Source organism: Massilia sp. CF038 (assembly GCF_900129765.1).
GTDB lineage: Bacteria > Pseudomonadota > Gammaproteobacteria > Burkholderiales > Burkholderiaceae_D > Telluria_A.
In genome coordinates this window covers 941,680-965,513 of the sequence record NZ_FQWU01000001.1, presented here as the reverse complement: position 1 = coordinate 965,513, position 23,834 = coordinate 941,680, and the positions used below count along the sequence as shown (strand labels likewise).

Genomic DNA, 23,834 nt, shown 5'->3' with positions numbered 1-23,834 from the left:
CAGCCACCCGGTACCCCACTTGCGCATCTCGATAGGCCACCGTCTGTTCATTTCCGTTCTGCTGGCGATGCTGGCAGTGGCAGCGACTGCGCTCGTGCTGATGCGCCAGAACGTGATGCGCAGCTTCGCCGAGTATGCCGTCAGCATCGAACTCGATCGGCTGGACGAACTGTCGAATAGCCTGGCCCGGCGCTATCAGACACGCGGTGGCTGGCAGTTCGTCCCGGCCGAACGGGAAGCGCGGGCCGAATGGATTGCCATCGAGCTGGCCAGATTGCAGCGCCAGCGCCAGCTCGGCGTGGCGGTCCCGGAAGCACCAGCAGCGCCTGCACCGCCGGCGCCACCTGCACCACCGGTAGCGATTCGCGAGCCACTTGGCCGGGCTGTTGCGCCCGAGCCGCCTGCACCGCCAGCACCGCCCTTGCCACCACCCTTTATTCCCGAACCGCCGGATGAGCCGTCCGTGCTGCCGCCGGTGGACGAACTGGGCCTGCAGGACCGGGTCACGCTGCTGGGCGCAGACGGGCGCTATCTGGCCGGGTATAGCGGCAGCGCGGGAACGGATGCGCGCCGCGCGATCATCAGCGGCGGCAAGACGGTGGGGTATCTGGCAGTGGCCAGAGGGGCCAGGCCGAGCGACGCCATGGCCCGTACTTTCGTACAGCAGATGAAGGACAGCCTGCCGATTATTATTGGTGCCAGCCTGGCCCTGAGCGCACTGGCAGCGATGCTGCTGGCGGCGCACTTCCGCAAGCCGATCCTGCGTCTGGCAGAAGGTGCGCGCGACCTGGCCGACGGCCATTACGAGCGCCGGTTGCCGGACGCGCGCAGCGACGAACTGGGTGACCTGGCAGCCACCTTCAATCAGCTGGCCGACAAGCTGGGGCGGGCGGAAACGTCGCGCCGCCAGTGGGTGGCCGACACCTCGCACGAATTGCGCACGCCTTTGTCGGTCCTGCGCGCCCAGCTCGAAGCAGTGCAGGACGGCGTGCGCCCGGCCAACGCCGACAGCACGGCGGCCATGCTGCGGCAGGTCCTGTCGCTCAACAAGCTGATTGACGAACTGTATGCCCTGGCGCGCGCCGATGTAGGCGAACTGGCCTTGCAGCGCCATCAAATCGATCTGTGGCAGCTCGCCACTGAGCAAGCGAGCGCGTTTAGCGACAAATTCTCCGCCGCCGGGCTGGCGTTCCACGCTGTGCCACCGACGGAGGCAAGCACCGTTCTGGCCGATTCTGAACGCCTGCGTCAGGTCTTCGCCAACCTGTTCGAGAACTGCATCCGCTACTGTGGCGCCGGAGCGCGCATCGCCATGCAGCTAAATACAGAAGGGGGCGTCGTCAAGCTGACCATCGATGACAGCGGCCCTGGCGTATCCGAGGCGGCACTGGCGCGGCTGGGGGAGCGGTTTTTCCGCGTCGAAGGATCGCGCAGTCGCGAACATGGCGGTGCTGGCCTGGGCCTGGCCCTGGTTCAGCGCATCATGCAAGCGCATGGCGGCACGCTGACCTTCGCCCGCTCGCCCATGGGCGGCTTGCAGGTCCGCCTTGCTATGCCAATGGTGGTCACATGAGTGCCCGCGTGTTCATCGTCGAGGACGAGCCCGAACTGGCAGCGCTGGTGGCCGACTACGCGCGTGCCAGCGGTTATCTGCCAACGGTGTTTGGCGATGGCGCCGCAGCGCTGGCAGCCTTGCGCGAGGACATACCGGAAATGCTGGTGCTGGACCTGATGCTGCCCGGCGTGGATGGCTTGACCTTGTGCCGTGAAGTACGCGCGTTCTCGGACGTTCCGATCATCATGGTCACGGCACGGGTGGAGGAGATCGACCGTCTGCTAGGGCTCGACAATGGCGCCGACGACTATCTGTGCAAGCCCTTCAGTCCGCGCGAACTGATGGCGCGCATCAAAGTCATTTTGCGGCGCGTGAACAAAGGGCAGGCGCCAGACCTGTATCAAATTGATGAAGCCGCGCGCCGCGTCAGCGTGAACGGCAAGGCACTGGATTTAACGCCGAGCGAATACCAGATCCTGACAGGCATGGCGCGCCGGCGCGGCCAGGTGTTCTCGCGCGCACAGCTGCTGGATCTGGCCAGTCAGGATAGCCTTGATGTCACCGATCGCGCAGTGGACAGTCATATCAAGAACCTGCGCCGCAAGATCGGTGCTGCATTGCCGGATGTGGAGGCGATCAGTTCCGTGTATGGCCTGGGATATCGCTTCGACCTGTAGGTCCCCACGGTTTCTCCACATTTGACGGTCAGACTGGCTTTGTCGGTCAACCACAAGGAGAACACCATGAAGCTGATTTCAACGTTGATTTTGAGCGCGCTGTGCGCCATGTCCATCGCCGTGCCGGCAGCAGCGCACGAGCGGCACTGCAAGTGCGGCACCGCCTTCCCTGCCCCGCCAGCACCGCCGACACCACCGACCCCGCCGGGCATGCCGGATATGCCGGTCGCACCTGCACCGCCTGCCCCGCCACCCGTACCCGAAGCGCCGGCCGAAGCGCACGCCGCATGCGCCAAAAAGGCGCCGGGCACCAAGTTAAGTTACGCCATCAAACATGGCAGTATGAGCGGTGTATGCGAGCGAGATAACCGGGGGATGTATTTCGAGGTGTATTCGGTGCACATTTCCAACTGAATGGACGCGGGCAGATTGACTGGACTTCTGGCGCGCCATCCCGCGGCCTGCCCCTTCCCATGCCACTGAATCCTGCGGCGCGGCCGGACCGATGTGCCGGCGCGCCGGAACGCTCTCACCACACGTTTGCGCAAAATCACCCTTAAGACCACTGGCCGAAGCGACAATTGCTCATCGTGCAATTGCCGGAGTTCACCGTGAAATTAACATCCCCTTCCCCCTCCATGCTCGTTTTCGAGATCTGCTTTTCGGTCGCACTTGGTATCGGATTCGGCTTCTGGATCCACGGGTTCGCGGTCGATGCCGCTGCTGACATCTCTCAGCCTTACATGATCATTTTTTGCTGGATTGCCGGCGTTATCTTCTTCCTGGCGCATCGCTCAGAGGACAAACGGAGTGTCGAATTTGAGGTTTTGTAATACACCCTGTTTGTACCGATGCACATAAAGCGAACTAAGCTGACTCTGTCGCGCGATTCCGGGACAGTCTGTAGTAAAAGCGATTTTCGATGTAGTCAGGTCTCAAATCGAATGCTGTGGGTACCGGCACGATGCTGGTACCCGACCGTGCAGAGCCGATCAGTCGCCGAGCGAAATCGAACGGACATCCTCGCCATCAGGCCACCGCGTGCAAGTGCCAGCACCTTCCACGGTAAGCGTTTTGCCGCTCAGCTGAGCTGCCAGAACTTGCGCATAAAGCTGCTTACCTGCGAGCGTCGTTTCATTTTTGATCATCCAATAGGTCTGACCTGCGCACGTTGGCCGTCCCTCGCGCGCGGTCCCATTCAAGACGAAAAATACCAGTCCATCGGAATCGCGCACGGTGACGCTCTTTACTGTACCGACTTGAAAGCCAGCAAAAGATGGTGCGGAAAGTGTAAGGGCAGCAATTGCCAGAAGCGTTTTTTTCATTGTTTCCCAATCGTGTAAAAGTTGCCTAAATGATAGCATGCCATTCGGAAACTGAAAACCCGTCCTCCGCAAATTGGACTTTCCGCATCCGGTGATTTATGTTGGTGCGCATGAACACGAAAATCGTCGATCACGGCGCGCTCCGACCAACTGCACCTACCCAACCCACGCTGGAAGACTGCTGCCGCAGCGGCTGCACGCCTTGCGTTTTCGATTTGTACGAAGACGCGATGGAGCGCTACCGCCTTCAGCTCAAGCAATGGGAGGCGCGGCGCGACGGCAAGGTGGCGGCACCAAATACATGATGGCAGCGCCTACACGGGCGGCCGGCTGCCACGGCGCAGCGCCGGCACCGGCCGACGCGAGCATCCGGGCTGACCTGCAAATGCGGGTTGTTTGGAGGCAAAAGAATCGGCACAGACTGTTGGATTGGGCACAGTCAATACCCACATGCATCTCTACAATCTGACGACGATTTGTCCAAGTAAACGGAGTCATGCATGCTCGATTTGAGCCTTCCCTGGTGGGAATTTATTCTGCGCGCAGTCATTGTGTTCTGTGTCTTGCTGATCATGGTGCGGGTATCGGGACGCCGTACTGTCGGCCAGTTCACACCCTTCGATCTGCTGGTGGTGATGCTGCTCAGTGAAGCGGTATCGAACTCGCTGAGCGGCGGTGACGATTCGGTGCTGGGCGGCCTGATCATTGCAGGCACGCTGGTGGCGCTGAACATGTCGGTCGCGTACATGAGCTCGCACAGCAAAAAGATGTCGGACTTGCTGGACGGCACCCCGGTCTTGCTGGGACGTGATGGAAAAATGTTCGACAAGGTGCTGAAAAAATGCCGCCTGTCCGACACCGAGGTGCAGGAAGCCTTGCGCGAGGCCGACTGCACCATGGAGGACATGGCGTATGCCTTCCTGGAAGCAGATGGCAACATCACCATCCAGACCAAGAAGCAAAGCTAGACCCGATCGGAAAGCGGAGCGGACCCGAGGCCGCCCCGCCTGCCCACAATTAACTGCCGATGTGGATCACACCGCGCAGTGCAGCGACGCCGCCCTCGCAATGCTGTTCGAAGCGCATATGCAGGGAACTGATCGCGCCCATGTTGTACGTGACGCTATCGACCACGAACCAGCCACTGAGCGTATTGCAGCCCCGGCCATTGCCGCTAAAGTCCATGCCACCCTTGGTCGCATTGTGGAAGGGATAGCGCTGCATGCCGCCGTAGTAGCCAGGCACGAGCTGCGACACGCTCTGCATGCCGACAAAGTCGCCATTGAAACCACCGACACCGATAGCGAATGCCGCCGTGCGGTTGAGCACCGGGGTGATGGTGGTATTGCCGGGCGTGTAGAGCGTGGTCATGCCCTGGCCGATGAAGTCGCCGGCATCGCTGGCCAGATACACGTAATTGCCTGCTGGTGGCACAAAGTTCGCTGGCGGAGTCCACAAGTTTGCCGGCGGTGGATTGACCGGGCCCGGCACCGTCACCACATCATCGGCACGCCAGTGAATCTGTCCGCGCAAGGCGCTGGTGCCGCCTTCACAATGCTGCTCGAAGCGCAGATCGATGGACTTGAGCACACCGCCCACATAACTGGAGGCATCGACTGCGAACCAGCCGCTCAGGGTGTTGCAGCCGCGGCCTTCACCAGACCAGTTCAGCCCACCCTTCAGCTTGTTGTGGAAGGGATAGCGGGACAAATCGGCGTAATAGCCTGGACGCAATTCCGAGACGCTGGCCATGGTCTGGAAGTCGCCCGTCCAGTCCTGGTCGCCAGCGACCGACACCTTCAGGTAGCTCGGACTGGCGCTCACGCCCAGATTGGCGACCGCGCCGGTGTACAAATAGCTGCGCCCGCCACCGATGTAATCGCCCGCCGTGCTGTTCAGGTACACATAGTTGCCGTTGCCTGGAAGCGCGGCAGGATCAGGGCGCCACAGGTTGGCTGGAATCGGCTGTGGACCGTTAGGCTGCTCGGTCGACAGATCGGCCTTGGTCCAGTGGATCTGACCGCGCAGTGCCGAGGTGCCGCCTTCGCAATGCTGCTCGAAGCGTGCATCGATTTCGGTGATGACGCCGGCGACCAGCTTGACTTTGTCGATGATCGCCCAACCCTTGAGGGTATTGCAGCCACGGCCCTCGCCCGACCACTCGAGACCGCCGACTGCAGGGTCGGAGAACGGCGCACGCGTCAGGTTGACGAAATAGCCAGGCCCGATCTGGTCCATAGCGCTGGGCACACGGATCGAACCGGACCAGTCTTCGTCGCCGGCAACGCTCATCTGGACGCTGCGGCCGGAAGCGGTCACGCTCAGCAGCGCGGTCTTGCCGTTGTAGGTGTAGGTCTTGCCGCCGCCAATATAGTCGCCGCTATCGCTTTGCAGGTAGACGTAATTGCCTGACGTCGGCAGCGCATTGGAAGGCGCTTTCCACATATTGACGGGAATCGGGTACAGCGGCAGCGGATCTGCCGGCGCCGGGGTCGGGGTCGGGGTTGGGGTTGGGGTTGGTGTTGGGGTTGGGGTTACGATTTGGTTTGGGGTTGGGGTTGGTGTTGGGGTTGGGGTTACGATTTGGTTTGGGGTTGGGGTCGGTGACGACGACGATCCTGCTGCCAGACTTGGCGGGGTATCGTTTCCGCCGCCGCCGCAAGCCGCGAGCAGCGAAGCGAGCAACATCGTGACAGTGCCATTACGCAAATTGAAGTGCATGTAAATCCCTAAAAAAAAAGCTCCCTCTGAGTGGAGCTATAGTTTATGTTTGTTCAACTATTGAATTATAGGGAAGCCATTATATTCTGTCATGTTATCTTGAAAAAATACTTATTGCATACCGCAAAAACGCTGCGCCCACGCGGCAGTTGCTGCGGGCCAGAATTGGCTCACGCTCGGCAGGGGCGACAAGCCAAGGCCGAGAAAATTGGCGGCATCCATCAGTACTGCCAGAGGCTGGGCCGGATCGATGGCAAGCGCACCGGTCTGCTTCGACAATTTCTCGCCATCGGCGTTGCGCACTACCGGCACGTGCAGGTAGCGTGGCTCGGGCAAGCCCAGCAGGCGCTGCAGATAAATCTGACGTGCTGTGGAATCGATCAGGTCGGCGCCGCGTACCACGTCGGTCACGCCCTGGGCGCCGTCATCCACCACCACTGCCAGCTGATAGGCATAGAAGCCATCCGCACGTTTCAGCACGAAGTCGCCCGATTCCGTATCGAGGTGCTGGGTCTGTGTGCCGGCAAACCGGTCGACAAAGGTCATGGTCCCGGCCGGTCCATCTGGCACGCGCACGCGCAGGCTGCGCCCTTCCCGCCCCGCAGCCAGGCCGTTGCGGCAGGTGCCCGGATAGATCGCGCTGCCATCGGGCGCCAGGCCGAGGCGCGAATCGGCGATTTCGCGCCGGTTGCAGCCGCAGGGATAGGCTGCCTCTGCCAGTTGAGCGCAGGCCGCTGCGTACAGATGCGTGCGCCGGCTCTGCCATACCACCTCGCCATCGGCATGCATGCCCAGTGCCTCGAGCAAAGCCAGCATGCCTTGCGCCGCGCCGGGAACGGCACGGTCTTCGTCCACGTCTTCAATCCGGATCAGCCAGCGGCCGTGGTGCGCACGCGCATCGAGATAGCTGGCCAGTGCCGCGACCATGGAACCGGCATGCAGCGGCCCGCTTGGCGAGGGCGCAAAGCGCCCGACATAGTTGCCGCTCACCTCAGTTGACGGCAGCCGGTTTGGCTTCGTGGTCCTTGACGATCTTGGTCACCTTGTCAGCCACTTCGTTGGGCACGGCGATCGACAGCTGGTAGTGCTCGATTTCGAAACCGGTGTCGGTTTTGCGGATCACGCCACTGGCCTGGCAGACGCCCATCTGGGTATCAAGCAGTTCGTCGAACCAGATGAATTTTTTGTCCGGTGACATGTAGACGTTGCGCTTCGTGGCCTTGAACGACCAGGCTGACTTGCGGTCGAAAAAGCGTTTGGCCCAGGCCTTGAATTGTTCGCGGTTCCACAGCTCGGTTTTATCTGTGCCGATGTAGATTCCGTTCGGGGCGATCTTGTCGAAGTAGGCTTCGCGGGCATTGGCGGCGTCGTCATGCCACTCGTCGATGAAGGCATTGATTTGCTTGCGGTACGCTGCATCCGACTCGACCGCCTGCGCGGGAAGGGCAACACTGGCGAACACAAGGCAGACAAGGGCAAGAAGTTGTTTCATGGTGGTCAGTCGGTCAATGGCGTGGAGATGATTGTACACGCGCCGACATCGTACTTTTTTAAAAAGGTAGCACAAACGTCATCAAAATGACGTACAGTTCTGTCATGAGCATCCACGGATAACGACCATGTCCAGGCAATTCGTCAGCATCGCACTTGCCATTACCGTGACTAGTGCCTCTGCGCAGGAGGCAGTCATTCCCGAGAACTGGGCCGCCGCGCCCATCAACGACGATCAATTGATCAAGCGCGCCGTTCGCGCTTCGATCCAGGAAGAGAAAGAGATCGCTGTCGCTGCCTCCAAAGCTGCGGCAATTCCGCAACGCTACACGGCCAGTTCGGAACCGCCGATGGACCGCTACGAACGCTTTGCTGCGCAGTTTGACGAAGCCAAAGTGCCGGGATGCCTGAGCTCGCAAGGCTTGAAACGCCAGCCCACATTTATCTTCCAGGGCTTGCTCGCCCTGCCCTTTATTCCGATCGCCTACCTGCGCGGCAAATGCAACTGACCTCGCCCCTACCTGGAGAAACACCATGACGACATTCCGATTTGCCTTGCTGGCCGCGGCCGCGCTTAACCTTGCAAGCATGCTGCCCGCCGCTGCAACCGAAATTGATTTCACCGGCGGGCAGGCCGTGTACTTTGACGGCTCGAGCGTGGTGACCAACAATATCGAGTCCTATTACAACGCCAGCTACTACCTCGAAAACGGCTACAAGGTCAGCAACACCGGGGGCGTGCTGAATCTGGGTAACTATTACGGTCTTGGAAATGACGTGATGCACACGCACTGGGCCCGCAACGGCGGTGGCGTCACGGAAGTGCGCGTTGCCCGGCTGGACGGCGCCCTGTTCGACCTCGATTCCTTTGACGTGTCGAGCAACAACCATCCAGGCGGTACCGCCAGCGGCGACGAGCGCACCTTCATCCACGCTTCCCTTGACGGAATCAACGTCAGTTACAGCGTGATGCTGCCGCCAGAAAACTGGGGCGGCACACTGTCCACCGTCTTGCTGGGGACAGAATTCGACCACATCAAGGCATTCTGGTTCACTACCGAGAACTTCGTCGACTGTCTGGGCATCGATAATCTGATTCTGGCGGATGCGGGCCCGGGACAAGTGCCTGAGCCGGCGACGCTGGCTTTGTTTGGGCTGGCCTTGGCGGGTCTAAGCCTGCGCCGCCGTATTGTCTGATCATTCGGGCTCGGCGGGGTCGACATCCATCGCGCGGCTTCAACCAACACTGACTGGAATGAACATGCACCTGCTCCGTACATTTTCTGCCGCACTCGGTCTTGTCCTGGCAACGGCCGGTCCGGCAAACGCAACAACGATCGACTTCACCGGCGGCACCGCGGCGATGCATAACGGCTGGGCGGGCATCACACAGAATGCGGGCACCTTCTCCGATCTTGCTGTGTATTACGCGGAAAACACCGAAGGCGTGCTGTCGTTCTACACGCAGGTCAGCGAAGGTTTCGTGGGCGATTATTATGCCGTCGAGAATGACGTCTTGCACAGCGATTGGAGCGACACGGCTGCAGCGGACGCGCCGGGAATTCTCGCCTACAAGCGCTATGGCGAATCGCTCGATTTGAACAGTTTTGTCCTGACGACCAACACAGCCAACATGTACGGCAATGCGAACGGCAGCGAGCGCGTATTTCTGCACGCGTCGCTGGACTTCCTCCATTCTTCTTACGTCATGCTCATGCCAAGCCAGGACTGGGGCTTCCCCGGCACCAAAATTATCCTGGGTGAGCAGTTCAAGAACATCAAGGCATTCTGGTTCACATCCGACCCCGGCGTGAGCTTTGCGATTGACGATGTGGTGATCGATGAAGAGAGCCCGCCATCGGTGCCGGAGCCGGGGACGTTGGCGTTGCTTGGCTTGGGGTTGGCGTGGCTGGCGGTGCGCCGTTCCTGGGCAGACAGACGCGTAGCTTGCCTGCGGGCGCTGCTTACTGAGTAAAGCGCGCGCTGAATGCGATCAGCGGACCAAGGCTCAGCTACTTGCCAATTGGCCGGACAGGACCAACGCGGCTCCGCGGTCACTCCATCAAAGTTTAGTGCTCGAACTCGTTGCGAATATGTGCGTCAAACTCCGGACCAACCGGAGTTTCCCTCCGCCGGATTGAATATGTGAAGTTTCCATTTCCCAATGGTTTTTCTCCATAATAGTCATCTGGCATCCACTCGAACGTTTTGTTAGCTACGTCTAATCGCAAAGGCGCGTATGGATATGCATTCGTTACAGGCTGATATTTGCTAACTTGCTTATCCGACAAATGTCCAAATGGCACGTTATTCAGAATAATATTATTTACTGGCACGCCAGTGTCATTTGACACCCTTACCATCGAAGTTTCGGGGTCCATACGCGCTTCAGGCCGGACAAAGATAAGAACAAGCAAGACCGCAGCGAGCACTGTCACGCTTACGGCGCCAAAGGTGTTAAGCGAGCTTCGAAAGCCATGTTCATTGTCAGTATTCATTTACTTCTATTTTTTAGCTTCAACCCTGCATCTGCTACTGAGCGAGCCACAGGTTTTCAATTGTCCCACAAAAAAAAAGCGAGCTCGAAAGCCCGCTTTTTTTACGAATTCAAGCGCAATTAACGCTTGTCGATCCCCGGCACATCGCGGGTGGTCGAACCGACGAACAGCTGACGCGGACGGCCGATCTTCTGTTCTGGATCCGAAATCATTTCGTTCCACTGGGCGATCCAGCCGATGGTACGCGCCATGGCGAAGATACCGGTGAACAGCGACACTGGAATGCCCAGGGCCGACTGCACGATACCCGAGTAGAAGTCGACGTTCGGGTACAGCTTGCGCGACACGAAGTATTCGTCTTCCAGAGCGATCTTTTCGAGCGCCATGGCCAGCTTGAACAATGGGTCGTCGTGCAGGCCCAGTTCGTTCAGCACTTCGTGGCAGGTTTCACGCATCAGCTTGGCGCGTGGGTCGAAGTTCTTGTAGACGCGGTGACCAAAGCCCATCAGCTTGACGCCGGAATTCTTGTCTTTCACCTTGGCGATGAACTCAGGAATCTTGTCGACAGTGCCGATTTCTTTCAGCATGTTCAGTGCCGCTTCGTTGGCGCCGCCGTGAGCAGGGCCCCACAGGCAAGCGATACCGGCAGCGATACAGGCGAACGGGTTGGCGCCCGACGAACCGGCCAGACGAACGGTCGAGGTCGATGCGTTCTGTTCGTGGTCTGCGTGCAGGATCAGGATGCGGTCCAGGGCGCGTACCAGCACTTCGTTGACAACGTATTCTTCGCAAGGGTTGCCGAACATCATGCGCATGAAGTTGGCGCTGTACGACAGGTCGTTGCGTGGGTACACGAACGGCTGGCCGATCGAGTATTTGTACGACATGGCCACCAGGGTTGGCATCTTGGCGATCAGGCGGATGGCCGATACTTCGCGGTGATGCGGGTCGTTGATGTCGAGCGAGTCGTGGTAGAACGAAGCGAGCGCGCCAACGGTGCCGACCAGCACCGACATCGGGTGCGCGTCACGACGGAAACCGCGGAAGAAGAATTGCATCTGCTCGTGCACCATGGTGTGCTTGGTGACGGTGTCGCTGAAGGTCTTGTTCTGGGCCGCGTTTGGCAGTTCGCCGTTCAGCAGCAGGTAGCAGGTTTCCAGGAAGTCGCAATTGACGGCCAGCTGCTCAATCGGGTAGCCGCGGTACAGCAGCTCGCCCTTGTCGCCGTCGATGTAGGTGATGCTCGAGTTGCAAGCAGCCGTCGACATGAAGCCTGGGTCATAGGTGAACTTGCCGGTCTGGGCGTACAGCTTGCGGATGTCGATGACGTCCGGGCCAACCGTGCCCTTGTAGATCGGCATGTCGATGGGGGTGCTGCCATCGGAAAAGGACAGTGTGGCTTTGGTATCAGAAATATTCATGGCACTTCCTTCTTGGGAGGTGAGGTCTTCAAATAAAAAAATTACGAAACTTGTCAGGCCTGGCGCAGGCGCACCAGCAAGGCGCGCACATGCGGCAGGTCAACTTCACCTTCGGGCTCGGCACGCGCCAGGATCAGGTCCATCAGCGGGTTATCCGCCAGATCCAGCAAGCGCGTGAGCGCGTCGACTTCTTCGTCGGTCAGACTTTCCTCATGCGCATCGAGGAAGCGCGTGAGGATGATGTCGTTTTCCAGCAAGCCGCGGCGACTGCGCCAGCGCAGCCGTGAACGGTTTGCCGGATCGGATTGATGCGTAGTCACACAAGAGCCTGTCGTTCGGTCAACACTATACACCCGTCGCCAAATATCGGCAGTACGGTACTTTTACTGTATATACGCCTTAAATTGCGCGGCGAACCATCAGTTCCTTGATCTTGCCGATGGCCTTGTTCGGATTCAATCCTTTAGGGCAAACGTCGACGCAATTCATGATCGAGTGGCAACGGAACAGGCGGTACGGGTCTTCCAGGTTGTCCAGGCGCGCGCCGGTGGCTTCGTCGCGGCTGTCGGCGATGAAGCGGTAGGCTTGCAGCAGGCCGGCAGGACCGACGAACTTGTCCGGATTCCACCAGAACGATGGGCACGAGGTCGAGCAGCAAGCGCACAGGATGCACTCGTACAGGCCGTCGAGTTCTTCGCGCTCTGCCGGGGTCTGCAGACGCTCTTTTTCAGGCGGGATCGAATCGTTGATCAGGTAAGGCTTGATCGAATCGTACTGCTTGAAGAACTGGGTCATGTCGACGATCAGGTCGCGGATCACCGGCAAGCCTGCCAGCGGACGCAGCACGATGGGCTGGGTCAGCTCGTTCAGGTTGGTGGTGCAGGCCAGGCCGTTCTTGCCGTTGATGTTCATGGCGTCGGAACCGCACACGCCTTCACGGCAGGAGCGGCGCAGCGCGATCGAGTCGTCCACGTCGGACTTGATGCGCTGCAGCGCGTCCAGCAGCATCTTGTCGGTGTCTTGCAACTCGACGGTTACTTTTTGCATGTACGGCTTCGCATCCTTGTCCGGATCGTAGCGGTAGATTTCGAGATTTACGGTGCGTGTCATGTTCTATCCCTAGCTGGTAGGGGGCAAAGCAGTCGCCTTCGGCGCCGGCATTTCCCCCTATGCGTTTAAAAGGTACGTTTTTTCGGCTGGAAGGTCTCAACCGTCAGCGGCTTGGTGATCACAGGCTTGTACTCGAGGCGATTGCCTTCCGAGAACCACAGCGTGTGCTTCATCCATTCGGCATCCAGGCGATCCGGATAATCGTTGTGCGCATGCGCGCCGCGCGATTCCTTGCGGGCGTTGGCGGACACGATGGTGGCCTTGGCGGTTTCGATCAGGTTGTCCAGCTCCAGCGCTTCCACGCGGGCGGTGTTGAACACCATCGACTTGTCCTTGAACGACACGTGCTTGCGGCGCTCGTCCAGCTTCATGATTTCTTCCACGCCTTCAGCCAGCATGGCGTCGGTACGGAACACGCCGCAATGCTTCTGCATCGCTGCGCGGATGTCGTTGGCCACGCCCTGCACTTTTTCGCCGCCAGTCGAGGTTTCCAGACGGTTCATGCGGTCCAGCGCGAAGTCGGCAGCATCCTTCGGCAGCGGCTTGTTGGCCTTCTGCTTGAGGTTCGATGCGACCACGTGGTTGCCCGCTGCGCGGCCAAACACGATCAGGTCCAGCAGCGAGTTGGTGCCCAGGCGGTTGGCGCCGTGCACCGACACGCAGGCGCATTCGCCAATCGCGTACAGGCCGTTGACCACAGCCACCGGGTTGCCGTCTTTTGGTGCGACGACCTGACCGTGGATATTGGTCGGAATACCGCCCATCTGGTAGTGAATCGTCGGCACGACTGGAATTGGTTCCTTGGTCGCGTCGACGTTGGCGAACTTGTGGCCGATTTCCAGAATCGAAGGCAGACGCTTGGCGATGGTTTCGGCGCCAATGTGGCGCAGATCCAGCAGCACGTGGTCCTTGTTTGGACCGCAGCCGCGGCCTTCCTTGATTTCCTGGTCCATCGAGCGGGACACGAAGTCACGCGGCGCCAGGTCTTTCAGGGTCGGTGCGTAGCGCTCCATGAAGCGTTCGCCGTTGCTGTTGATCAGGATGCCGCCTTCGCCGCGCACGCCTTCGGTAATCAACACGCCCGCGCCGGACACGCCGGTCGGGTGGAACTGCCAGAATTCCATGTCCTGCAGTGGCAGGCCGGCACGTGCCGCCATGCCCATGCCGTCGCCGGTGTTAATGAAGGCGTTGGTCGATGCAGCGAAAATACGGCCTGCGCCGCCGGTGGCGAAGATGGTGGTCTTCGCTTCCAGGATCATGCATTCGCCGGTTTCCATTTCCAGTGCCACCACGCCAACCACGTCGCCTTCGGCGTCACGGATGATGTCGATCGCCATCCATTCCACATAGAAGTGGGTACGGGCGCGCACGTTGCGCTGGTACAGGGTGTGCAGCAGGGCGTGACCGGTACGGTCGGCTGCCGCGCAGGCGCGCTGGACTGGCTTTTCGCCGAAGTTGGCGGTGTGGCCGCCAAACGGACGCTGGTAAATCGTGCCGTCCGGGTTGCGGTCGAATGGCATGCCGAAGTGTTCGAGTTCGTACACGACCTTTGGTGCTTCGCGGCACATGAATTCGATCGCGTCCTGGTCGCCCAGATAGTCGCCACCCTTGACGGTGTCGAACATGTGCCAGTACCAGTCGTCTTCCGACATATTGCCCAACGAAGCGCCGATGCCGCCCTGGGCAGCCACGGTGTGCGAGCGGGTCGGGAATACTTTCGACAGCACAGCCACGTTCAGGCCGGCTTCAGCCAGCTGCAAGGACGCGCGCATGCCGGAACCGCCGGCGCCAACGATGACCGCATCGAAGCGGCGGGTAGGTAAAGCTTTCTTAATTGCGGCCACGATTACTGCCCCCAGAGAATTTGCACGGTGTAGAAGAAGCAGCCGATCAGCCACAGAATGGTCAGTGCTTGCAGGCCCAGGCGAATGCCGACCGGCTTGACGTAATCCATCCAGATGTCGCGCATGCCAACCCAGGCGTGGTAGTACAGCGCGGTGAAGGTCACCAGGCTGAACAGCTTGAACCACTGTTTCGAGAACAGGGCAGCCCAGCCTTCATAGCTGAAGTTGGTGCCGGTCAGGAAGGAACCCAGCAAGACCAGGGTGTACACGGCCATGACGATGGCGGTGATGCGCTGCGCCAGCCAGTCTTTCAGACCGTAGTGGGCGCCAACGACGAGGCGGTTTTGGCCGATATTATTTTTAGCCATTAGAAGACTCCGAACAGTTTAAGACCGGCCAGTGCAGTCAGGAACAGGCTGACGGCGAGAACCACGATGGCGCTCTGACGCGACGAATCTTTTTCGATCCCCATGTGCAGGTCCATGAACAGGTGACGCACGCCGGCACAGAAGTGCTGCATGTACGCCCAGATCAGGCCCAGCAGGATCAGTTTGACCAGCGGGTTGCCCAGAATGCCCTTGAAGTACGCGAAGGTCATTTCGGATTTGACGCTATTGTCGAACAGGAACAGCAAGAACGGCATCAGCAGGAACAGACCAGCGCCGCTGATGCGGTGCAAAATCGATACCCAGCCTTGCGGCGGCAAACGGTAGTTTGGTAATTCCGTAATGTGAATATTACGGAACTCTGGCCGTTCTTTTTTTGGAACTTCTTTCACGGCTTCGGACATAAAGACCTCCCCTTGACTGACTTTTGAATGTATAACTCGTAATTATCGCCAATTTTGGTGTACTGCACCAATAGCTAAATTAGTATTAGGGAAAATTAGCGGGTCAAAGAACAACTTTTGTGTACTTTCCCAGTACCAAGCATTTTAATCGGTATGCATGTTTCCTGCCGAGCAGCCAGCACATCGCGGCAGCGAACACATGGTAAGCAGCAACCACATCGTGAGCAGCCACCACATCGCCCTCGCGAAGGCGGGGGCCTATAGCATGTCACCGAAGTTGTTCAGCTTGCTATGGGTCCCCGCCTTCGCGAGGACGATGTATTCACCGCTCGGGCTAGCTCAAATCATTTTGATAGTGATGATGCGCCGTCAGGTAAATACCCCGGCGCAGCTCCACTGCCTTGTCTCCATACGTAAACGACACCCGCTCCGCACACAGCAAGGGCGTGCCCTCGGCCACATTCAGAAACTGCGCCGCCCCCGCATCCGCACTGACCGCGCGAATCTTTTCGCTCGCGCGAATCATGCGCGTGCCGAACTCGGACTCGAACAGTCCATACATCGGCCCCTTGTATTCGACCAGTCTTTCGGCAGTAAGTCCCTTAAATAGCAGACCCGGCAGCCATAATTCTTCCAAAATGGTCGGCGCGCCATCAAACGACATTACCCGCTTGATGTACACCACCGCGTCGCCCGACTTCAAATCAAGCAGGCGCGCCACCTCGGCCGGCGCGCGCATGCGCTTGACTTCAATAATCTTGTTCTCTGGCTGGTGCGGCACGCCTTCGTCCGGCATCAGCCGCAAAAAGCGGAAGTGCGCACGCGCTTCATGGTGGGTGGACACAAACGTGCCCTTGCCCTGGCGCCGCATGACCAGGTTCTCGGCGGCCAGCTCGTCGATCGCCTTGCGCACCGTGCCCTGGCTGACCTTGAAGCGGCTGGCCAGCTCGACTTCGCTAGGGATCAGCTCGCCCGGCTTCCACTCGCCCGACTGCAGGCTTTGCGTGATGAGCGCCTTGATTTGCTGATACAGCGGGCTGAAGGTGGGCGAAGGGCCGCCTGCACTGCCGGACGCACCCGTCCCCGCAGGTGGAGTACCATGGTTGACCGGATTGGACGAGGCAGAATTCATAGCCTTGGATTTCACCACAAAAGACCTTTGCAGTCTAGTAATAAACACCTGCTGTTATGTGTCTTATATAAGACATATGATATGAATTGACATTGGCACCACAGCGGCCTACACTCGCGGTCGATCCGGCATACGCGCGCAGGTCCATGCAGATTATCAAGGCCGGACCGGCTGTTGCCGGTTTTGGTATCATTATGGTTTTTCGAACAAGCGTATCCTCAGCTTCGACCGTTTTCTTTCCCACTTTGGAGATTCATCATGGCTAAAACCCCTCTGCGCGTTGCCGTTACCGGCGCGGCCGGCCAAATCGGCTATTCCCTGCTGTTCCGCATCGCTAACGGCGACATGCTCGGCAAAGACCAGCCAGTCATCCTGCAACTGCTGGAAATCGCCGACGAAAAAGCACAGAAGGCCCTCAAAGGCGTGATGATGGAAATCGACGACTGCGCCTTCCCGCTGCTGGCCGGCATGACCGCGCACAGCGACCCGATGACCGCATTCAAGGATATTGACTACGCTCTGCTGGTCGGCGCACGTCCACGTGGCCCAGGCATGGAACGCAAAGACCTGCTGGAAGCAAACGCCCAGATCTTCACGGTGCAAGGCAAGGCGCTCGACGCTGTCGCTTCGCGCAACGTGAAGGTACTGGTGGTCGGCAACCCAGCCAACACCAATGCCTACATCGCCATGAAATCGGCCCCATCGCTGCCAGCGAAAAACTTCACCGCCATGCTGCGCCTGGACCACAACCGCGCCCTGTCGCAAGTGGCTGCCAAGACCGGCAAGCCAGTGGCATCGATCGAAAAAATGGCCGTATGGGGCAACCACTCGCCAACCATGTACGCTGACTACCGCTTCGCCACCGTGGACGGCCAGTCGGTCAAGGACATGATCAACGACGACGTCTGGAACCGCGACACCTTCCTGCCAACCGTGGGCAAGCGCGGCGCCGCCATCATCGAAGCACGCGGCCTGTCGTCCGCAGCGTCGGCAGCCAACGCCGCCATCGACCACATGCACGACTGGCACGCTGGCACCAACGGCAAGTGGACCACCATGGGCATTCCTTCGGATGGTTCGTACGGCATCCCTGAAGGCACCATGTTCGGCTTCCCAGTCACGGTCGCCAATGGCGAGTACAGCATCGTCCAAGGCTTGCCAATCGACGAGTTCTCGCAAGAACGCATCAACCTGACGCTCAAGGAACTGACCGAAGAGCGTGAGGGCGTTGCCCACCTGCTGGCTTAATTCTCACCGCGGCAAAAATGGAGGCCGACAAGCCACCAGTTCGCCGCAAGCCCCGTGCCGCCCCGAGCGGCACGGGTGCTGCTGTACCTGAAAAAACAAACATGCATCCTTCCGAGGTTTTATTCCAGGGAAAACGACAGCCCCTGCTTCTGCCAGCCTGCGATCATTACGCCGGTTCCGAGAAGCTGATGGCCAAATCGATGGCCCTGCAACAAGAGCTTGGCCCCTTGTTCGACATCACCTTCGACTGTGAAGACGGCGCTGCCGCCGGCGCCGAGCCGGAACACGCGCAGCTGGTCGCGCGCCTGCTCAATGACGAAGGCAACCGCTTCAACCGCATTGGCGTGCGCGTGCACGAATATGGCAGTCCCTTCTTCGCAGGTGATGTGACTGTCATTGTTGGCGCAGCGGCACAACGTCTTGCCTATATTGTGTTGCCAAAAGCCGACAGCGTCGATGATGTTGCCCGGGCAATTGAGTTGATTAACAAGCACGCCAGCAAGGCCGGGCGCGACACGCCGCTGCCGGTGCACGTGCTGATCGAAACCCATGGCGCGCTGCGCGATGCGTACGCCATTGCTGCCCTGCCCCAGGTCGAATGTCTGTCCTTCGGCATCATGGATTTTGTGTCGGCGCACTACGGCGCGATCCCCGGCAGCGCCATGCGCACGCCCGGCCAGTTTACCCATCCGCTCATAGTGCGGGCTAAGCTGGAAATGGTCGCCGCATGCCATGCGCATGGAAAGATTCCGTCACACAATGTGACAACAGAAATCAAGGATACGGCCGTGGTGGCCAATGATGCCCAGCGCGCGGCAGCCGAGTTTGGCTTCACGCGGATGTGGAGCATCCACCCCGACCAGATCAAGCCGATTATTAAAGCTTTTACACCACGCTTGTCAGAAGTGAACGAAGCGACCCTGATCCTGACCGAGGCCAAGGCCGCGGCATGGGGGCCGATTGCGCAAAACGGACGCTTGCACGACCGCGCCAGCTATCGCTATTATTGGACGGTTTTACAGCGTGCGAAACTCGCAGGACTCGCCTTACCCGAGGCTGCAATCGCAATCGTCAACATCGTCACATGAACGGAATAATCCCGATGGCAAACGTACTCAACAAGACCCTGCTCGTCCTGAGCCTCTCCCTGTTCGCAGGTTCCCTGATGGCCGCACCAGCGCCTGCCGCCGAAGCGCCAAAAACAGCCAAGGCCAAGGCCAAACCAAAAGCGAAAAAAGCCAAATCGGCAGCAGTGGTTTCCGGCGGCATCGACGCAGAAGACGAGCCAACCATCAACAGCGACGACGGCGTGGCCGATTACAACTGCGAACTTGGCAACAAGATCACGATCTACACCAATGCCAAGGACGACGAACACCTCGCCCTGCGCTGGAAAACCCGTTTGCACCGCCTCACCCGCGTGGGCACCACCACGGGCGCGAAGCGCTTTGAAAACAAGCGCACCGGCCTGATCTGGATCGGCATCCCGTCGAAAGGCATGCTGCTCGATTCGCGTCAGAATCGCCAGCTGGCCAACGAATGCAAAACGTCGGAGCAAGAAGGGGCCATGAAATCGGCCAGCAACGGACCTGTCTCGGTCAAAACTACACTGCATTAAAAACAAAACCCCACTGAAGGAGAGGTCATGTCCCGCAACACACTGAACACACTCAAGGATTTCAAACTGTCGGCCGGCCAGAAAGGCAAGTTCTACTCGCTGCCCGCACTCGAGAAATCCCTGGGCGTGAACGTCTCGCGCCTGCCGGTGTCGATCCGTATCGTTCTCGAATCCGTGCTGCGCAACTGCGATGGCAAGAAGGTGACCGAAGAACACGTCAAGCAATTGGCGAACTGGAGCCCGAACGCCGACCGTACCGACGAAATTCCTTTCGTCGTGGCGCGAGTCGTGTTGCAGGACTTTACCGGCGTGCCACTGCTGGCCGACCTGGCCGCAATGCGCAACGTCGCCAACAAGATGGGCCTCAATCCTAAGAACATCGAGCCGCTGGTGCCAGTCGATCTGGTGGTGGACCACTCCGTCACCATCGATCACTACCGCGAAAAGAACGCGCTCGACCTGAACATGAAGCTTGAGTTCTCGCGCAACAACGAGCGCTATCAGTTCATGAAGTGGGGCATGCAAGCCTTCGACACCTTTGGCGTGGTGCCACCAGGCTTCGGCATTGTCCACCAGGTCAATCTGGAATACCTGGCGCGCGGCGTGCACAAGGCTGGCGACACCTACTACCCGGATTCGCTGGTCGGTACCGACTCGCACACCACCATGATCAACGGTATCGGCGTGGTTGGCTGGGGCGTGGGCGGCATTGAAGCCGAAGCCGGCATGCTCGGCCAGCCAGTCTACTTCCTGACCCCTGACGTCATCGGCGTGAATCTGACCGGCGCACTGCGCGAAGGCTGCACCGCGACCGACCTGGTACTGACCATCACCGAAATGCTGCGCAAAGAAAAAGTCGTCGGCAAGTTCGTCGAATTCTTCGGCGCCGGCACCGAAACGCTGTCGCTGACCGACCGCGCCACCATCGCCAACATGGCCCCGGAATACGGCGCCACCATGGGCTTCTTCCCGGTGGACGACGCGACCATCGAATACTTCGAAGGCACCGGCCGCACCGCCGACGAAATCAACGCATTCAAGAACTACTTCAAAGCCCAGGGCATGTACGGCGTGCCACAGGAAGGCGAAATCGACTACACCCGCGTGGTGTCGCTGAACCTGTCGACCGTGACCCCATCGCTGGCTGGTCCAAAGCGTCCACAGGACCGTATCGAAATCGGCAACGTCAAGAACAACTTCACTGAACTGTTCTCCAAGCCGACCACCGAAAACGGCTTCAACAAGGCTGCTGGCGATCTGACCAACACCTACAGCACCAGCAACGGCGTGCACGTCAAGAACGGCGACGTTCTGATCGCCGCCATCACCTCCTGCACCAACACCTCGAATCCGAGCGTGCTGCTGGCAGCGGGCCTGCTGGCCAAAAAAGCGGTGGAAGCCGGCCTGACCGTGGCACCGCACATCAAGACCTCGCTGGCCCCTGGCTCGCGCGTGGTCACCGAATACCTGACCGCTGCCGGCCTGCTGCCCTACCTGGAACAACTGGGCTTTGGCGTCACCGCCTACGGCTGCACGACTTGCATCGGCAACGCGGGCGACCTGACTCCGGAACTGAACGCCACCATCACCGAAAACGACATCGTCGCTTCGGCTGTCCTGTCGGGCAACCGTAACTTCGAAGCGCGGATTCACCCGAACATCCGTTCCAACTTCCTGGCTTCGCCTCCGCTGGTGGTGGCCTACGCCATCGCCGGTAACATGACCGTCGATCTGATGACCCAGCCGGTTGGCAAGGGCAAGAATGGCAAGGACGTGTATCTGGGCGACATCTGGCCGACCTCGAAAGAAATCGGCAAGCTGATGAAGTTCGCGATGAACTCCAAAGTCTTCAAGGCCAACTACGCCGACGTCAAGGGCGCACCAGGCAAGCTGTGGGAAAAAGTATCGTCGACCGAAGGCCAAGTGTACAACTGGCCAAAATCGACCTACATCGCCGAGCCACCGTTCTTCGACGGCTTCGAGATGACCCCGAAAGCAGCGGCAACCGGCATCACCAATGCGCGCGCACTGGGCGTGTTTGGCGACTCGATCACAACCGACCATATCTCGCCAGCTGGCTCGATCCAGGAAAGCGGCCCGGCCGGTAAATGGCTGCTGGCAAACGGCGTGCAGAAGGCGGACTTCAACTCCTACGGCTCGCGCCGCGGCAATCACGAGATCATGATGCGCGGTACCTTTGCCAACGTGCGTATCAAGAACCGCATGATTCCTGCCAAGGCAGACGGTTCGGCGGTCGAAGGCGGCATCACCATTCACCAGCCAAGCGGCCAGCAAATGTCGATCTACGACGCCGCCATGCAGTACGTCGCTGACGGCGTACCGACCATGGTCTTCGGCGGCGAAGAATACGGCACCGGTTCGTCGCGCGACTGGGCTGCCAAAGGCACCCAGCTGCTGGGCGTGAAGGCAGTAATCTGCCGTTCGTTCGAGCGTATTCACCGTTCGAACCTGGTGGGCATGGGCGTGCTGCCGCTGCAGTTCATCGGCGACGACAGCGTCCAGACGCTCAACATCACTGGCAACGAAACCTTCGATCTGAAGGGCCTGGAAGGCGAGATCAAGCCGCAGCAGCTGGCGACTCTGGTCATCAAGCGTGCCAACGGCGACGTACAGGAAGTCAAAGTCCTGCTGCGTATTGATACCCCGATCGAAGTCGATTACTACAAGCACGGCGGGATTCTGCCATTCGTGCTGCGCCAGCTGCTGGCTGCGTAATACCAGCCTGCTGTGTGTCACAAAAATGCCGGATTCGTCCGGCATTTTTTATTTGGGCAGCAGCGGGAAAGGAAGACTAAAAAATTCCCCCACATCGCCCTCGCGAAGGCGGGGGCCTATGCCACTTTTCCGAATTCGGGGACGTGGGATGGGCCCCCGCCTTCGCGAGGGCGATGTCACTGTGCTCACCCGACATTCCTCTTGCATATCAATCCGTCATCCCAATCTACCTGCTTCTTGCGCTGCATTCATGGTCCGATTCGGAATGCACTACAATAGTGCCGATAAGGGTTTATCATTGTTCCGTACATAATTGATCCGTTCATCCACCTAAAAAGATCCTTATACGCCATGCGTCGTCCATCCAAAGATACATCTCCTAAACTGTCGGCCGAAAGCCAGCGCCTGGTCAGCATCAGCCAGGCCATCGTGCAAGCGTCCAGCCGGATCGAGGAACGGGCTTGGGAACGCCAGCTGGATACGCAACTGCAAAAGCTGCTCAAAACCGGCCACCAGGATACCGTCGACACCACCCTCAACGTGCTGTTCAAGGACGACCTGAACGCCTACGATGTGCTGATGGAAGGCGTCGAGGCGGTCAGCGAATCGTCCGTCATGACCGACGTCGTCGACGGCGTCGAAACCACCTATCAGGCGCTGCTCGTGGCCGCACCGATCCTCGCATGGACGCGTTTTTCCATCGCGTCCGGCACCATTCCACCCGACCTGCTGGCCACCCTGTCCGCCCACTTTGGCGCGCACCTGCTGGCCGACGGTGTGCGCATGGCCATCGCCCCTACCCTGTTCGCCATCGACCAGCTGCCGCGCACGCACGCGGAAACCTACGCGATGACGCACAAGCTGGCGCAGGCCGCCTACAAGGGCACGCCGCTCAAGCCCTTCCCCAAGGCGCCCGAAACAGCGCCCTTCCTGGCCGACACCCGCTACCTGCTGGTGGCCGTTGTGGCGCCGCTGGGCGCACCGCTGTTCCGCTGGCAGGAACCTGAGCATCACATTCACTTCAGTACCGAACGCGCCAGCGCGCTCGAACAATGGCGCGGCCAGGCCAGCGACACGGTCACGCGCCTGCTGCCCGGCTGCGGCATCGAGCTGCTGCTACCCGAGGCGTATTACGTTGCCTGCCGCGAGGCCGACAAACTCATTCGCCCGGTCTCGGTGCGCGCTGCCGTGCACTATCTGACCAACACGCTGGGCGTGGAAGCGTCGGACCTGCGCGCCGTCATCGCCGGCTTTGGCGAAGAAGCGGCCGAGGGACAAATCGATGAATACCGCGTCGCCTTTACCATGCGCCAGACCACCGATGTCATTTACGGCATTGTGTGGCCGCTGTACGGCCAGGAAGACGAAGACGGCACCCCGGTGGAAGGCTTGATCAACGCCGGCGTGGGCGGGCTGACCGACCAGAAGGCACCGCTCGACGAAATCGTCGCGCACCTCAACGAGGCGGGCGTTACCCACGTCAAGCGGCATAGCGAGCGTTTTATTGCCGAGTATTGTGACGATTGCGGCGGGCCGCTGTTTGCCGATCCTGTTGGTGAACTGGTGCACGCAGAAATGCCGGATGACGCACCAAGCGGGAACGAGCACTTCCACTAAGCAAACCACCACATCGCCCTCGCGAAGGCGGGGGCCCATACCACGTTACCG

General features: G+C 59.6%; 26 protein-coding genes. 14 read left to right on the top strand and 12 right to left on the bottom strand.

What is annotated here, in order from left to right:
* Nucleotides 1-19 precede the first annotated feature (19 nt).
* The 4 genes from BUC24_RS04400 to BUC24_RS04385 all read left to right on the top strand — a co-directional run bounded on the left by BUC24_RS04400 (nt 20) and on the right by BUC24_RS04385 (nt 3,065).
* Entirely contained in the window at nt 20-1,573 is a 1,554-nt protein-coding gene (locus BUC24_RS04400; protein WP_073212895.1) for an ATP-binding protein, read from the top strand.
* Nucleotides 1,570-2,232 (top strand): response regulator, encoded by a 663-nt coding sequence (locus tag BUC24_RS04395; protein ID WP_073212894.1) that lies wholly within the window; start codon nt 1,570-1,572, stop codon nt 2,230-2,232. Before BUC24_RS04400 ends, BUC24_RS04395 begins: the two co-directional genes overlap by 4 nt.
* Before the next feature lie 66 nt (nt 2,233-2,298).
* Nucleotides 2,299-2,646: a hypothetical protein gene (locus BUC24_RS26865; RefSeq protein ID WP_073212893.1), complete on the top strand. Its 348-nt coding sequence runs from the start codon at nt 2,299-2,301 to the stop codon at nt 2,644-2,646.
* Between the two features lie 167 nt (nt 2,647-2,813).
* A complete protein-coding gene (locus tag BUC24_RS04385; protein ID WP_143167382.1) occupies nt 2,814-3,065 on the top strand; it encodes a hypothetical protein in 252 nt (83 codons plus the stop codon).
* A 159-nt stretch (nt 3,066-3,224) separates the two neighbouring features.
* On the opposite strand, the gene BUC24_RS04380 is transcribed toward BUC24_RS04385, so the two are convergent.
* Nucleotides 3,225-3,557, bottom strand: coding sequence for a hypothetical protein (locus tag BUC24_RS04380; protein WP_073212891.1), 333 nt, complete (start codon nt 3,555-3,557; stop codon nt 3,225-3,227).
* Nucleotides 3,558-3,667: 110 nt separating this feature from the next.
* On the opposite strand from BUC24_RS04380, the gene BUC24_RS04375 reads away from it, so the two are divergent.
* Together BUC24_RS04375 and BUC24_RS04370 are read left to right on the top strand one after the other, a co-directional pair.
* On the top strand, nt 3,668-3,862 hold the full coding sequence (locus tag BUC24_RS04375; protein WP_073214771.1) for an oxidoreductase-like domain-containing protein: 195 nt from the start codon (nt 3,668-3,670) through the stop codon (nt 3,860-3,862).
* Between the two features lie 195 nt (nt 3,863-4,057).
* Complete coding sequence (locus tag BUC24_RS04370) at nt 4,058-4,525, top strand: DUF421 domain-containing protein (RefSeq protein ID WP_073212890.1); 468 nt, start codon at nt 4,058-4,060, stop codon at nt 4,523-4,525.
* A 49-nt stretch (nt 4,526-4,574) separates the two neighbouring features.
* Here the strand turns inward: BUC24_RS04370 and BUC24_RS27090 are convergent, their stop codons facing one another.
* From BUC24_RS27090 to BUC24_RS04350, 3 genes are all read right to left on the bottom strand, one after another.
* Nucleotides 4,575-6,278, bottom strand: coding sequence for a hypothetical protein (locus tag BUC24_RS27090; RefSeq protein WP_218606480.1), 1,704 nt, complete (start codon nt 6,276-6,278; stop codon nt 4,575-4,577).
* A 111-nt stretch (nt 6,279-6,389) separates the two neighbouring features.
* On the bottom strand, nt 6,390-7,268 hold the full coding sequence (gene gluQRS, locus BUC24_RS04355; RefSeq protein WP_073212887.1) for a tRNA glutamyl-Q(34) synthetase GluQRS: 879 nt from the start codon (nt 7,266-7,268) through the stop codon (nt 6,390-6,392).
* Nucleotide 7,269: 1 nt separating this feature from the next.
* Complete coding sequence (locus BUC24_RS04350) at nt 7,270-7,770, bottom strand: nuclear transport factor 2 family protein (RefSeq protein WP_073212886.1); 501 nt, start codon at nt 7,768-7,770, stop codon at nt 7,270-7,272.
* 127 nt (nt 7,771-7,897) lie between these two features.
* Here BUC24_RS04350 and BUC24_RS04345 point away from each other — a divergent pair, with 127 nt between their 5' ends.
* From BUC24_RS04345 to BUC24_RS04335, 3 genes are all read left to right on the top strand, one after another.
* The gene (locus BUC24_RS04345) at nt 7,898-8,278 is read left to right on the top strand and encodes a hypothetical protein (protein WP_073212885.1); all 381 of its coding nucleotides are present in this window, start codon (nt 7,898-7,900) and stop codon (nt 8,276-8,278) included.
* Between the two features lie 25 nt (nt 8,279-8,303).
* Nucleotides 8,304-8,966, top strand: coding sequence for a PEP-CTERM sorting domain-containing protein (locus BUC24_RS04340; protein ID WP_073212884.1), 663 nt, complete (start codon nt 8,304-8,306; stop codon nt 8,964-8,966).
* A gap of 64 nt (nt 8,967-9,030) precedes the next feature.
* A complete protein-coding gene (locus tag BUC24_RS04335; protein ID WP_073212883.1) occupies nt 9,031-9,744 on the top strand; it encodes a PEP-CTERM sorting domain-containing protein in 714 nt (237 codons plus the stop codon).
* Between the two features lie 94 nt (nt 9,745-9,838).
* Here BUC24_RS04335 and BUC24_RS26550 read toward each other — a convergent pair whose 3' ends face one another.
* From BUC24_RS26550 to BUC24_RS04300, 8 genes are all read right to left on the bottom strand, one after another.
* Nucleotides 9,839-10,267 carry a hypothetical protein gene (locus BUC24_RS26550; protein ID WP_143167381.1) on the bottom strand — a complete coding sequence of 143 codons (429 nt, stop codon included), beginning with the start codon at nt 10,265-10,267 and terminating at the stop codon, nt 9,839-9,841.
* A gap of 119 nt (nt 10,268-10,386) precedes the next feature.
* Nucleotides 10,387-11,688, bottom strand: a complete 1,302-nt coding sequence (gene gltA / locus BUC24_RS04330; RefSeq protein WP_073212882.1) for a citrate synthase — start codon at nt 11,686-11,688, stop codon at nt 10,387-10,389.
* Between the two features lie 53 nt (nt 11,689-11,741).
* Nucleotides 11,742-12,008 (bottom strand): FAD assembly factor SdhE, encoded by a 267-nt coding sequence (locus BUC24_RS04325; protein WP_073212881.1) that lies wholly within the window; start codon nt 12,006-12,008, stop codon nt 11,742-11,744.
* 79 nt (nt 12,009-12,087) lie between these two features.
* Nucleotides 12,088-12,798 (bottom strand): succinate dehydrogenase iron-sulfur subunit, encoded by a 711-nt coding sequence (locus tag BUC24_RS04320; protein ID WP_073212880.1) that lies wholly within the window; start codon nt 12,796-12,798, stop codon nt 12,088-12,090.
* A gap of 65 nt (nt 12,799-12,863) precedes the next feature.
* A complete protein-coding gene (gene sdhA, locus BUC24_RS04315; protein WP_073212879.1) occupies nt 12,864-14,642 on the bottom strand; it encodes a succinate dehydrogenase flavoprotein subunit in 1,779 nt (592 codons plus the stop codon).
* Between the two features lie 2 nt (nt 14,643-14,644).
* Nucleotides 14,645-15,010, bottom strand: a complete 366-nt coding sequence (sdhD, locus tag BUC24_RS04310) for a succinate dehydrogenase, hydrophobic membrane anchor protein (RefSeq protein ID WP_073212878.1) — start codon at nt 15,008-15,010, stop codon at nt 14,645-14,647.
* A complete protein-coding gene (gene sdhC, locus BUC24_RS04305) occupies nt 15,010-15,432 on the bottom strand; it encodes a succinate dehydrogenase, cytochrome b556 subunit (RefSeq protein ID WP_073212877.1) in 423 nt (140 codons plus the stop codon). Before sdhC ends, sdhD begins: the two co-directional genes overlap by 1 nt.
* A gap of 334 nt (nt 15,433-15,766) precedes the next feature.
* A complete protein-coding gene (locus BUC24_RS04300) occupies nt 15,767-16,564 on the bottom strand; it encodes a GntR family transcriptional regulator (protein WP_073212876.1) in 798 nt (265 codons plus the stop codon).
* Between the two features lie 258 nt (nt 16,565-16,822).
* Between BUC24_RS04300 and BUC24_RS04295 the strand changes: the two genes are divergently transcribed.
* The 5 genes from BUC24_RS04295 to BUC24_RS04275 all read left to right on the top strand — a co-directional run bounded on the left by BUC24_RS04295 (nt 16,823) and on the right by BUC24_RS04275 (nt 23,783).
* Nucleotides 16,823-17,812, top strand: a complete 990-nt coding sequence (locus BUC24_RS04295; RefSeq protein ID WP_073212875.1) for a malate dehydrogenase — start codon at nt 16,823-16,825, stop codon at nt 17,810-17,812.
* Nucleotides 17,813-17,913: 101 nt separating this feature from the next.
* Nucleotides 17,914-18,900 (top strand): HpcH/HpaI aldolase/citrate lyase family protein, encoded by a 987-nt coding sequence (locus BUC24_RS04290; RefSeq protein ID WP_073212874.1) that lies wholly within the window; start codon nt 17,914-17,916, stop codon nt 18,898-18,900.
* Nucleotides 18,901-18,914: 14 nt separating this feature from the next.
* The gene (locus BUC24_RS04285; RefSeq protein WP_073212873.1) at nt 18,915-19,430 is read left to right on the top strand and encodes a hypothetical protein; all 516 of its coding nucleotides are present in this window, start codon (nt 18,915-18,917) and stop codon (nt 19,428-19,430) included.
* Between the two features lie 27 nt (nt 19,431-19,457).
* Complete coding sequence (gene acnA / locus BUC24_RS04280) at nt 19,458-22,166, top strand: aconitate hydratase AcnA (RefSeq protein ID WP_073212872.1); 2,709 nt, start codon at nt 19,458-19,460, stop codon at nt 22,164-22,166.
* Between the two features lie 351 nt (nt 22,167-22,517).
* Nucleotides 22,518-23,783 carry a DUF2863 family protein gene (locus BUC24_RS04275; protein WP_073212871.1) on the top strand — a complete coding sequence of 422 codons (1,266 nt, stop codon included), beginning with the start codon at nt 22,518-22,520 and terminating at the stop codon, nt 23,781-23,783.
* Nucleotides 23,784-23,834: the final 51 nt, after the last annotated feature.